The following is a 12,131-nucleotide window of genomic DNA, read 5'->3' on the forward strand; positions in this document are numbered from 1 at the left end:
AATCGGTGCGTCCGATACCCGAAGTGTAGACGAAGCCCCCGCATCGGGGGCCAGAAAATTGGTAACGGATTGTACCTACCGGAACCCCCGCGGTTAGCGGCCTGGCGGGGATTTCTCGACGCCCTTGACCGACTGCCAGATGGCGTCCAGCGCCTCCAGGCTTTCTTCATCCATATCCCGGCCCTCGGCCGCCAGATGGGCCTCTATGGCGCGGAACCGCTGCTCAAACTTGTGGTTGGTGCGTTTGAGCGCCTGCTCCGGGTTCTGGCGCAGGAAGCGGGCCAGGTTGACGCAGGCAAACAACACGTCCCCCAACTCGTCTTCCACGTCGTCCTCGCTGCCCTCACCCGTGCCCACTGCCGCGCAGGCGGCCTTCAGCTCGTCGATTTCCTCATGCAGCTTGTCAAATACCGGCGCGATGTCCGGCCAGTCGAACCCATGCCGGGCGGCGCGGCGCTGCAACTTTTCTGCCCGGGCCATCGCGGGCAGGGTCCGGGCAATGCCGTCAAGACGACTGTCCGGGGCATCGGCAGCCGCGGTCGGCTGCGCCGCCTTCTCGGCCCGCTCCTCGGCTTTGATCCGCTCCCAGCTTTCCTTGATCCAGGCTTCGGACGGCCGGTTGTCCGGATCAATCCGACTCTCGAGCGTGCCCTCGGGAAACACGTGGGGGTGGCGTCGCACCAACTTGTGAACGAGATGGTCCACCACGCCGTCAAAATCAAAATAGCCGTCTTCCCGACCCAGTTGGGTGTAGAAGATGACCTGGAACAGCAGGTCCCCCAATTCGTCCTTGAGGTGCGGAAAATCCTCCCGCTCAATGGCGTCAGCCACCTCATAGGCTTCCTCCAGGGTGTGGGGGACGATGGTCTTGTAGGTCTGCTTCGTATCCCACGGGCACCCAATCTCCGGATCCCGCAGCCGGGCCATCAGGGTCTTCAGGTCGTCGATGGTGTAGCTCATCCGCGCTTTCGCCTCACGTCGATGATGTTCGGCAGGTTCCGGATCTGGGCCAGCAACCGGGCCAATTGGTCCAGGCTAGAGATTTCCACCGTCACGGTCATGGTGGCGGTGTTGTCATCCTTGTTACTGAGGGTGTTCAGGGCCAGTACGTCGCTCTTGGACGCCGACAGCACCTGGGTGATGTCCCGCAGCAGGCCGGACCGGTCATAGGCCTCGATTTCCACCTCCACCGGGTACACCGCCGCCGGCTGGCCACCCCAACTGACCTCAATGATGCGGTTGGGCTCGTACTCCCGCAGGTGCAGGAAGGTCAGGCAGTCCTGGCGGTGCACGGTGACGCCCCGACCGACCGTGATGTACCCGCCGATGGGGTCGCCCGGCAGCGGCTTGCAGCAACCCGCCACCTGGGTCTTGAGCTTGCCGACGCCGCGGATCTGGATATCCGTTTCGGTGTCGTAGGGCTTTTTGCGCTGGGCGGTGAGCTTGAGGTCAAGCTGTTCGCTGCGAGGCTCGAGCATCTGCTGGGCCACGTTAGCCACGTGGGTCGGGCGCAAATCGCCGGCGCCCACCGCCGCGAACATGTCCTCGGCCCCCGGGTAGTTGACCTTACGGGCCAGCTCATCCAGGTCCACGTCGTACAGCGACAGCCTCTTGAACTCGTCCTCCAGGATGGCCCGGCCGTCGATGATGTTGCGGCCCCGGTCCTGCTGCTTGAACCAGTGGGTGACCTTGGCCCGGGCCCGGGAGGTCTGGATGTAGCCCAGGCTCGGGTTCAGCCAGTCCCGGCTCGGCGCCGGGTTGTTGGAGGTGAGAATAAATACCTGGTCGCCGGTCTTCAGCGGATACGTCAGCGGCACTATCCGGTTGTTGACCCGGGCACCCCGGCAGGCGTGGCCAATTTCGGTGTGCACCCGGTAGGCAAAATCCACCGCCGTGGCGCCCTGAGGCAGATCCACAACATGGCCTTCGGGGGTGAACACGTACACCCGGTCCGAGGCCACGTCGGATTTCAGATGATCCGCCAGCCCGGACAGGTCCCCCAGCTCTTCCTGCCACTCAAGCACCTGCCGCAGCCAGTTGATCTTGGCCTCGTAGCCGGTGGACTTGTTGTTGCGGTCGGTGCCCTTGTACAGCCAGTGGGCGCAGACCCCCAGTTCCGCTTCGGCGTGCATCTTGTGGGTGCGGATCTGTACCTCCATGACCTTGCCTTCCGGGCCGATCACGGCGGTGTGCAGGGACTGGTAGCCATTTTCCTTGGGGTTGGCGATGTAATCGTCGAACTCGTTCGGGATGTGCCGCCAGAGCGTGTGGACAATGCCGAGGGCGGCATAGCAATCCCGCACTTCCGGCACCAGGATGCGTACGGCACGCACGTCGTAGACCTGGGAAAAATCGATGCCCTTGCGGCGCATCTTCCGCCAGATGCTGTAGATGTGCTTGGCCCGGCCGGACAGCTCGCCTTCAATGCCCGCGTCCTTCAGCTCCGCCTGCAGGCTGGCGATTACCCGCTGGATGTAGCTTTCCCGGTCCAGGCGCTTTTCATCCAGCAGCTTGGCGATTTTCTTGTAGGCGGTTTCGTGAAGGTACCGGAACGACAGGTCTTCCAGCTCCCACTTGATGTGGCCGATGCCAAGGCGGTGGGCCAGCGGGGCATAGATGTCGAACACTTCCCGGGCCACCCGCAGCCGTTTTTCTTCCGGCGCGTTCTTGACCGCGCGAATGGCGCAGGTGCGTTCCGCCAGCTTGATCAGAGCCACCCGGACATCGTCGATCATGGTGACCAGCATCTTACGGACGTTGTCGAGCTGGCCTTCACTCTGGCCCAGCACGTTGCCCTTTAGCGGATGGTGAACAGAGGAAATGGCAGCCATCTGCAGGACGCCCTGAATCAGCGCCGTCACTTCGTCGCCGAATTCCTTCCGGATCTCCTCCAGGGGTACCCGTTCCTCCCGAACGGCGCGGTACAGCACCGCCGCCACCAGGCTGGCCTGGTCCAGGTGCAGTTCCGCAAGCACCTGGGCCATTTCAATGCCGGTGCGGAAACTGCTGGCACCGGGCGCCCACAGGCGATCCTCCCGGAACGCCTGCAAATCGATGCGGGCGGCTTTCTCGCAGGCGCGCCGGAACTGGTCCACGTCCTCGAGGTGGGTCTGCCCGGCGATCAGTTCGACGCACTTCTCGATATCGACTTCACCGGTCCCGGTGACCGCGTAATCTTCCCGTACTTTCACCATAACGATCTTGTTCTTCCTGTTGCGGGTGGCGGCCATCCCTGACCGGCACCAGGCGGTCAGGCGTCGGCGCGCTCAAACAGAGCGATGGACTCCACGTGGGTGGTGTGGGGGAACATGTCCATCACACCAGCGCGCACCAACCGATAACCGTTCTGCACCATCACGCCGGCATCACGGGCCAGGGTGGCGGGGTTGCAGGAAACGTACACAATCCTGCGGGCGCCGAACGCCGTCAGGTATCGGCACACCTCTTCCGCCCCGGACCGGGGCGGGTCAATCAGAATCTTGTCGAAGCCTTCCCGGGCCCAGGCCTGGCCGGTGAAGTCCCCGTGCAGGTCGGCGCCGTGGAAGGCCACGTTGTCGATGCCGTTGAGCGCCGCGTTTTCCCGGCCCCGGACCACCATGGCGTCGTCCCCTTCCACGCCCACCACCTGGCCGGCCTTGCGGGCCAGCGGTAGGGTAAAGTTGCCCAGGCCACAAAACAGGTCCAGCACTCGCTCATCGGGCTGCGGGTCCAGCCAGTCCACCGCCCGGGCGACCATGTCCCGGTTCAGGCCCGCATTCACCTGGGTAAAGTCCATCGGGTGGTACTGGAACGTCAGGTCAAACGCCGGCTGGCGGTAGCTGAGCCGTTCGCTGGCGGGGCCATCGGACGCCGGCCAGATCCGGTGCACCGTGTCCGGGCCTTTCGGCTGCAGATAGATATGCAAGTCGTGGGCCTGACCAAAGGCGATCAGCTTGTCCCGGTCACAGTCGGAGAGAGGGTCCAGGTTCCGGAACACCATCACCGCAACGTCATCGCCGCAGGCGACTTCCACCTGGGCAATGCGGTCATAGGCTTCCAGCCCGTGGAGCAGGTCCCGAAGCGGCCGGATGCGCTCGCCGATGCGGGGATCGAGCACGGCGCAGTGATCAATGTCCGCCAGGAAACTGTTGCGTTTCTCCCGGAACCCCACCAGCACGGACTCCCGGGCCTTGACGTAACGAACCCCGAGGCGGGCCTTGCGGCGGTACCCCAGGCTCGCCTCAGAGCGAAGCGGCGGCTCCCAGTGCTCAGGCTCAATGCCCCCGAAATGGGCAAAGTGCTCCCGCAGGGTGTTTTCCTTGAACCGGATCTGGGCATCCCCATCCATGTGCTGAAGGCTGCAGCCCCCGCACAGGTCGGCGTATTCGCAGGGCGGCGTCTGGCGCTCGGCCACCGGCGCCAGAACCTCGAGGGTTCGCAGTTCGTCAAACTTGCTGCGGGTGGACACCACCTTGGCCATCACCGTCTCGCCCGGCAGCGCGCCGTCCACGAATCCGGTCTTGCCGTTGTTGCGGGCAATGCCCCGGCCGTCGTGGCTCAGGGCAACAATCTCGCAACGCATCGGTTCCTGCGGCAGGGGCTTCCTGCGTCGTCTACTCATAATCGATCTCTAGGTAAAGCCCGGGAATCAGGCCCCGGGGAACACGCCGGTGGAAAGGTACCGGTCGCCTCGGTCACAAATGATGGCCACAATCACCGCGTTTTCAACCTGGCGGGACAGGTCAAGGGCCGCTGCGATGGAACCGCCCGAGGAGACCCCGCAGAAGAGGCCTTCTTCCGAGGCCAGCGCGCGCATGGTGTGCTCCGCCTCGTCCTGGCCAATGTCGATCACCTGGTCCACCCGGGTGGCATCGTAAATTTTCGGCAGGTACGCCTCAGGCCAGCGGCGAATGCCCGGAATGGATGCACCCTCTTTCGGCTGGAGCCCGACAATCTGCACGTCCGGGTTGCGCTCTTTGAGGTAACGGGACACCCCCATGATCGTGCCAGTGGTCCCCATGGAACTGACAAAATGGGTGACCCGGCCGCCGGTCTGTTCCCAGATTTCCGGGCCGGTGGTGCGGTAGTGGGCCAGGGGATTGTCCGGGTTGCTGAACTGGTCCAGCACCGTGCCCCGACCTTCCGCCTGCATTTTCAACGCCAGGTCCCGGGCGGTTTCCATGCCCTCAGCCTGGGTCACCGTGACGATCTGCGCGCCGTAGGCCCGCATGGACGCCCGCCGTTCCTCACTCATGTTCTCCGGCATGATCAGCACCATGCGGTATCCCTTGATGGCCGCGGCCATGGCCAGCGCAATGCCAGTGTTGCCACTGGTGGCCTCGATCAGCGTGTCACCGGGGCGAATGTCTCCCCGACGCTCGGCTTCCTGGATCATGCTCAGGGCCGGGCGATCCTTGACCGAGCCGGCCGGGTTGTTCCCTTCCAGTTTCGCCAGCACCAGGTTGCTGGTTTGACCGGGCAAGCGCTGAAGGCGGACCAGGGGCGTATGGCCCACATAATCTTCAATGGTAGGAAAATGCATATCAGGACCCTGTGGTACACTTTTGGGGCAGAATAATACGCGTTATAGCCGCAGCATCCCAATACGGCTTCTCGCTATATCCATGACGGGGGGCTATATCATCCCCGGATTCCTCGGGGCACGGGTGGCCTACCCAACGACATCCCCGGTGGGCATAGACGCACACAGCACGGACCTATCGTATGCGGCGCTGGGGTATTCGTAAAAAAGTTCTGGTGGTGACGCTGGTCCCCACCCTGCTCACCACGGTGATTCTCGGGCTGTTTTTCACCTACAGCTGGGTGACCAACATCGAGCAACTGCTCCGGGACCGGGGTGAATCCCTGTCACGCCAGCTCGCCGCCGGCGCCGAGTACGGCCTGTTCACCACCAATCGCTCCCTGCTGAGCAACCTGTCCAACGCCCTCCTCGAGGAGCGGGACGTCCGCTCCATTACCTTCTATGGCAGCAACGGCCAGCGCCTGCTTCACACCGGCCCGGGCAGCAGCGAAGCACTCACCGGAGATACCCTGCCCCGGGACGAGGCGGTGCGGGTGACCAACAACGACAGCACCCGTTTCGTCACGCCGGTGTATCTCCAGGACCTGATGATCGAGACCATGCTCGATCCGGAGTTCCGAAACCATCAGGCAAGCCAGAAAGACCCCCTTGGCTGGGTGTCCGTGGAGATGTCCCACGTCCGCACCGAGAAAGAGACCTACAAGGCCATGTTCATCTCCCTGCTCATGGTGCTGGGGGGCGTGCTGGTGAGCCTGGCCATTGCCCTGCGCCTGAGCCGGGCCTTTACCGACCCGATTTTCGACCTGAACGCCGCCGTGGCCAAGTTCAAGGAGGGGCGGCTCGACACCCGGGTGCATACCGAAGCCGGCCCCGAGTTTGAACAGCTGGAATCTGGCCTGAACGACATGGCGGCAGCCCTGAGCAAGGCCCAGGCAGACATGCAGCAGAACATTGACCAGGCCACGGAGGATCTTCGGGAAACCCTGGAGACCATCGAAATCCAGAACATCGAACTGGACTTCGCCCGCAAGGAAGCGTTGGAAGCGAGCCGCATCAAGTCCGAGTTCCTGGCCAACATGTCCCACGAGATCCGCACGCCCCTGAACGGCATCATCGGCTTTACGGACCTACTGCTGAAGAGCCAGCTGCCCCGCCAGCAACGGGACCACCTGAGCACCATCCGAAAATCCTCAGAAATCCTGCTGACCATCATCAATGACATTCTCGATTTCTCGAAGATCGAGGCGGGCAAACTGATCCTCGACCGGATTCCGTTCCAGCTCCGGGATATCATCGAGGAAGTCATGGTGATGCTGGCGCCGGCGGCCCACGCCAAGAACCTGGATCTGGCGCCCCTGGTGTATTCAGACGTGCCGGACAACGTGATGGGGGACCCGCTGCGGGTCAAGCAGATCATCACCAACCTGGTGAACAACGCCATCAAGTTCACCCAGACCGGCGAGGTGGTGCTGCGGGCGAGCCTGGAGGACGAGAATACCGAGCAGAACCGAGTCACCCTGCGTATCAGCATCACTGATTCCGGCGTTGGCCTGTCCCGGGCCCAGCAGCAATCCCTGTTCAACGCCTTCAGCCAAGCCGATGCCTCAACGGCCCGACAGTATGGCGGCACCGGCCTGGGCCTGGCGATATCCAAGCGTCTGGTGGAAGAAATGGGCGGCACCATTGGCCTGGAGAGTGAGCTGGGACGGGGCTCCACCTTCTGGTTCACCCTGACCACGGAACTGGCATCGGCCCAGGAAGGCACGCCACCCAGGGACGCCCTTCGGGGCGAGCGAGTGCTGTACCTGGAACACCAGAAAACCACTGGACTGGCGGTGGAACACATGCTCCGGGACTGGGGCATGGTCGTGGACCGGGTGTCGTCCCCCGGCGCCATGCAGGAGCAGGTGGAGGAAGCCCAGAAGAGCCAGGCCGGGTACGCGGTGGCGATGGTGGGCATCACCCGGCACCTGGTCCACTCCAGCCACTACAGCAGCCTGGTGCGCACCCTGGAGATTGAGCAGGACTGCCGCACCCTGCTGCTCGCCCCCACTCTGGAGGCTCAGGACCCGGCCATTTTCAGCCAGGTCAGCGGCCACCTGGCCAAACCGGTGTGCCGGGACGCGCTTTATGACGAGCTGGTGCTGCTGGTCCACGGCATCCGGACGCCCCACCCGGCCGACAGCCAGAGCCCGATGCCGCGGCCGGTGCTGCGCAACCAGCCGGTGCCCCGGGTGCTGGCGGTGGACGACAACGACGCTAACCTGAAGCTGGTGATGACCCTGCTGCAGGACTGCCAGGTGGATGCCGAGAGCGCGGCCAGCGGGTTTGAGGCGCTGAGCAAGGCCCGCCAGCGCCGGTTTGACCTCATTTTCATGGACCTGCAGATGCCGGGTATGGACGGCGTGGAAACCACCGCGCGGCTGCGGGAGCTGGACACCGAGGGCCAGCGCCGCCCCACCATCATCGCCCTGACCGCCCACGCCCTCGCCGACGAGCAGGAGCGTCTGGCCCGCCAGGGCTTTGACGGCTATATGGGCAAACCCATCAGCAGCAGCGAACTGGTGTCCATTGTCCGGGAATTTACGGGGTTTGAGCGGACGGACCAGCCCGAGCGCCTGAACCGGCCAGCGCTGGAAGAACGTACGTGGGACAACGGCCTGGCCCGTCGTCCGGTTCGCCCTTCAACCCGGACGTTGCAGCGGGACTGCGTCAGCGTGGAGGAAAGCATCGAGCTGGCGGCAGGCAAGGCGGACCTGGCGGAAGAACTGTTCAGCATGCTGATTGAACAGCTACCGGCGGACCTGGCCCAGATTCGGTCGCTCTGGGAACAGCAGGACCTGAACGCCCTGCTGGAATGCGTGCACAAGCTCCACGGCGCCACCCGCTACTGCGGTGTGCCGGAACTGCGCACGGCGGCGAACCAGATGGAAACCGCCCTGAAACGACAATCGGCGGATACCGAGGCTCACAAGGATGAACTCATCGCGGCCCTGGAGCGGCTTCAGGGCTGGAGCGAGCGAACCGACTGGCAGGCCCTGTTCCGGGCCCGGGCGCCAGGCACCCCAGCCCATTGAGGGGCCAGCGTCGGCGCGGTAAACTCAGCCCCGGCGGGCGTTGTCCAGGATCGCCCGCATATCCGCCACCGCCTGTTTGAGGCCGGTGAATACCGCACGGGCGATGATGGCGTGCCCGATGTTGAGCTCGTTGATGCCGGGAAGGGCGGCCACCCGTTCGGTGTTGTGGTAGTTCAGGCCGTGGCCGGCGTTGACCGTCAGCCCCCGCCGGCGAGCGTGCTCCACCGCCTTGCGCAGCACCTCGAACGATGCCTCCACGTCCGCCGGGGTTTGCGCCTCGGCGTACTCCCCCGTGTGCAATTCAATCACCGGTGCGCCACAGCGAACCGCGGCGTCAATCTGGGCCGGGTCCGGATCAATGAACAGGGACACCTCGGCGCCAATGGCCGCAAGCCGCTCGCAGGCCCGGGCCACCCGAGCCTCCTGCCCTTCCACGTCCAGGCCGCCTTCGGTGGTCAGCTCTTCCCGCTTCTCGGGCACCAGGCAGACGCACTCCGGGCGCACCTGCTCGGCGAACGCGAGCATGGCGTCGGTCACCGCCATTTCCAGATTCATCCGGGTCTGCAGCACTTCCTTCAACAACAGCACGTCCCGATCCTGGATGTGCCGGCGATCTTCCCGGGGATGCAGGGTAATACCGTCCGCCCCGGCCTCTTCCGCCAGCAGCGCGGCTTGCACCGGGTCCGGATAACGGGTACCCCGGGCCTGCCGAAGGGTGGCCACGTGGTCGATGTTGACGCCAAGCAACACTCTAGAGCTCATGGGATTCTCCTTGATCGGATTCGCGTCCCGGGGCATCACCCCGCAGATGCATGAAGAGGTGGCGACTGTTGAGCGGACGCCCCTGCAACAGGAAGTCCACCAGCACCCGCATGACCCGTTTGGCGGTCAGCCGGGCATCGGGATCCTCGAGGTTGCCCGCGGCAATGGCCAGCAGGGCATCCCCCGGAAGGTCCCGCAGCCGGGTGTGTTCGCTGGCCCGGGCCAACAGGCCCTCCTGCGGATCGTAACAGTAGCGCCCGGCCGGCTCGATCGCAGCATCGGTGTCGGAGGTGCGATCCCACGGAAAGCCGTAGCCGAGGGCATTGGCGAGGGCCTGCTCGAAGCGGCGCAGCACCGGCTCCAGGGCCTCAACGCCCGCCAGGGATTCCAGCGCCTGGAGGTAGGCGGCAAAGACCGTTGGGTACGGGTCCGCCACCGGCAGCAGGCGCTGCAACAGTTCGTTCAGGTAAAGACCGCTGTACAGCGCCTCGGTTCGGGCCAGTCTGGGGCCGGAGCGGGTTTCGGTCTGGGTCAGGGTTTTCAGATCGCTGCGGCCAGTCCAGTCCACAAGCAGGGGCTGGAAGGGCTGCAGCTGGGCCTTGAGCGGGCTGCGGGGCCGGTTGGCGCCCCGGGCCACGACCGTGATTCGGCCGTGGTTCAGGGTCAACAAATCCACCATCAGGCCGTGCTCCTGGTACGCACGACGGTGCAGCACGTAGGCCGGTTCCTGGTGCTCTGGCCCGCTCATCGCTGGCCTCAGTGGTCGTTCATGCCCAGGCTGCGCAGGGCCCGGTCACTGTCGGCCCAGCCGCGCTTGACCTTGACCCAGAGCTTGAGCATCACCTTGCTGCCAAACAGCCGCTCCATATCCAGCCGGGATTCCTGGCCAATGCGGCGCAGGCGCTCGCCTTTATCACCGATGAGAATTTTCTTCTGGCCTTCCCGCTCCACCAGGATCAGCGCAGCGATGTGCAGCACCTTGCCTTCGGTACGGAACTGCTCGATCTCCACCGCCACCGAATAGGGCAGTTCTGCCCCGAGCTGGCGGGTGATTTTCTCCCGGACCATTTCCGCCGCCATAAACCGCTCGCTGCGATCGGTGATCTGGTCGTCGGGGTAGAAATGCACGCTCTGGGGCAGATAGCGGCCGACGGCCTCTTCCAGGGGTGCCAGATTGGTCTCTTTCAGCGCCGACAGCGGAATGATCTCGGCGAACGACCGCTTTTTGGAGAGCGCGTCCAGGTGAGGCAGCAGCTCATCCCGGCGCTCGATCTTGTCGACCTTGTTGATGGCCAGGATCACCGGGCATTCCAGGCGCGACAGCTTTTCCAGCACCAGTTCGTCGGCCTCGGTCCAGATCGTCCGGTCCACCACGAACACCACCACGTCTACCCCAATCAGGGCGGAGGTGGCGGCCTTGTTCATGTAGCGGTTCAGGGCCCGGGGCTCATCCTCGTGCATGCCCGGGGTGTCCACGTAGATGGCCTGAACCGGCCCCTCGGTCTTGATGCCCAGCACCTGGTGCCGGGTGGTCTGGGGCTTGCGCGAGGTGATGCTCAGTTTCTGCCCCAGCAGGTGGTTCAGCAGCGTAGACTTGCCCACGTTGGGGCGGCCAACAATGGCGACAAAGCCGCAGCGGCTGTTGGGATCATCGGGGCGGGTTATGTCGTTCATCAGGGAGTCTCCACGCCCAGATCCCGCAATGCCTGGCGGGCGGCCTGTTGTTCGGCGATCCGGCGGCTGCTGCCGGTACCGGTGGTTTTACGATCCAGCGAGGGTAGCGCGCACGAGACGTGAAAGGTCTGGTTGTGGGCCTCGCCGTCCACGGAAATCACATCGTAGCGCGGCAGGGGAAACTGGCGCGACTGCAGGTATTCCTGGAGCCGGGTTTTCGGGTCTTTCTGGGTGTCCTGAAGATCCAGGTTCTCAAGGCGGCGTTCAAACCAGCGCAGCACCTGGGCACGGCAGGTATCGAAATCGCTGTCCAGATAGATGGCGCCGATAATGGATTCCACCGCATCCGCCAGAATGGAATCCCGCCGGTAGCCACCGCTCTTGAGCTCCCCGGAGCCGAGGCGCAGGTAGCGCCCCAGATCGAATTCGCGGCCAATCTCGGCCAGGGTGACCCCCTTGACCATGCGAGCCCGCAGCCGGCTGAGCTGCCCTTCCCGGGCCTTCTCGAAATGCTCGTACAGATATTCGGCGATCACCATGTTGACGATGGAATCACCGAGAAACTCCAGGCGCTCGTTGTTCTGGTTGCCAAAGCTCCGATGGGTGAGCGCCAGCAGCAGTCGGTCCGGCGACGCAAAGGTATACCCGATGCGCCGCTGTAGCTGATCCAGGTCGGGTTGAGAACTCACTTGCCCTTCATCTCGTATTCGTGCTTGAAGTGGACCACGGTGTCCACGTTGCTGAACAGGTTGTTGCGGACCTCGTAGTCGACCCGAACGGTGACACGGTCGTCGTTGGTCTCGACGGTGATGTTCTTGGCATCAAAGCCGCGCACGTTGTTCACGCTCAGGCGCTTGTTGATCAGCGTGCGCACTTCGGCGGGCCCCATCTGTGATAGCCCCTCGGTGCCGTCGAGGCTCTCGAGCGCTTCCTGGATGGTCAGGTCGTCCAGGTAGACCGGCCCGAGCTTGAGCACCAGGGTCAGCAGGGCGCCAAAGAACAGCACCATCACCAGGGTTGTGATTGCCGACGCACCGCGCTGGCCGGCCAGAGTGGCCTGTTCAAGTCTCATCATGCTTCCTGTCTCCCGATTCCTG

Annotated in this window: 10 protein-coding genes; 1 reads left to right on the forward strand and 9 read right to left on the reverse strand. The window is 64.1% G+C overall.

The genetic code is table 11. The features are described 5' to 3' along the window. Window positions 1-93 precede the first annotated feature (93 nt). The 4 genes from mazG to cysM are packed head-to-tail and all read right to left on the reverse strand — an operon-like array spanning window position 94 to window position 5,521. The gene (gene mazG, locus V3388_RS08540) at window positions 94-960 is read right to left on the reverse strand and encodes a nucleoside triphosphate pyrophosphohydrolase (protein WP_336367105.1); all 867 of its coding nucleotides are present in this window, start codon (window positions 958-960) and stop codon (window positions 94-96) included. Then, on the reverse strand, window positions 957-3,194 hold the full coding sequence (relA, locus tag V3388_RS08545; protein WP_336367106.1) for a GTP diphosphokinase: 2,238 nt from the start codon (window positions 3,192-3,194) through the stop codon (window positions 957-959). Before relA ends, mazG begins: the two co-directional genes overlap by 4 nt. Window positions 3,195-3,250: 56 nt before the next feature. Further along, window positions 3,251-4,600, reverse strand: coding sequence for a 23S rRNA (uracil(1939)-C(5))-methyltransferase RlmD (gene rlmD, locus V3388_RS08550; protein WP_336367107.1), 1,350 nt, complete (start codon window positions 4,598-4,600; stop codon window positions 3,251-3,253). A 27-nt stretch (window positions 4,601-4,627) separates the two neighbouring features. After that, window positions 4,628-5,521 (reverse strand): cysteine synthase CysM, encoded by an 894-nt coding sequence (cysM, locus tag V3388_RS08555; RefSeq protein WP_336367108.1) that lies wholly within the window; start codon window positions 5,519-5,521, stop codon window positions 4,628-4,630. Window positions 5,522-5,703: 182 nt separating this feature from the next. On the opposite strand from cysM, the gene V3388_RS08560 reads away from it, so the two are divergent. Next, on the forward strand, window positions 5,704-8,598 hold the full coding sequence (locus tag V3388_RS08560; RefSeq protein ID WP_336367109.1) for an ATP-binding protein: 2,895 nt from the start codon (window positions 5,704-5,706) through the stop codon (window positions 8,596-8,598). A 24-nt stretch (window positions 8,599-8,622) separates the two neighbouring features. Here V3388_RS08560 and pdxJ read toward each other — a convergent pair whose 3' ends face one another. Genes pdxJ through V3388_RS08585 form a run of 5 tightly spaced genes read right to left on the reverse strand, consistent with a single transcriptional unit; the run spans window position 8,623 to window position 12,109 of the window. Beyond that, window positions 8,623-9,360, reverse strand: a complete 738-nt coding sequence (pdxJ, locus tag V3388_RS08565) for a pyridoxine 5'-phosphate synthase (RefSeq protein ID WP_336367110.1) — start codon at window positions 9,358-9,360, stop codon at window positions 8,623-8,625. After that, the gene (recO, locus tag V3388_RS08570) at window positions 9,350-10,108 is read right to left on the reverse strand and encodes a DNA repair protein RecO (protein WP_336367111.1); all 759 of its coding nucleotides are present in this window, start codon (window positions 10,106-10,108) and stop codon (window positions 9,350-9,352) included. Before recO ends, pdxJ begins: the two co-directional genes overlap by 11 nt. An 8-nt stretch (window positions 10,109-10,116) precedes the next feature. Then, on the reverse strand, window positions 10,117-11,034 hold the full coding sequence (era, locus tag V3388_RS08575; RefSeq protein WP_336367112.1) for a GTPase Era: 918 nt from the start codon (window positions 11,032-11,034) through the stop codon (window positions 10,117-10,119). Then, window positions 11,034-11,723: a ribonuclease III gene (gene rnc / locus V3388_RS08580; RefSeq protein ID WP_336367113.1), complete on the reverse strand. Its 690-nt coding sequence runs from the start codon at window positions 11,721-11,723 to the stop codon at window positions 11,034-11,036. Before rnc ends, era begins: the two co-directional genes overlap by 1 nt. Further along, window positions 11,720-12,109, reverse strand: a complete 390-nt coding sequence (locus tag V3388_RS08585) for a DUF4845 domain-containing protein (protein WP_336367114.1) — start codon at window positions 12,107-12,109, stop codon at window positions 11,720-11,722. Before V3388_RS08585 ends, rnc begins: the two co-directional genes overlap by 4 nt. Window positions 12,110-12,131 lie beyond the last annotated feature (22 nt).

The organism is Marinobacter sp. C2H3 (assembly GCF_037080155.1).
GTDB lineage: Bacteria > Pseudomonadota > Gammaproteobacteria > Pseudomonadales > Oleiphilaceae > Marinobacter.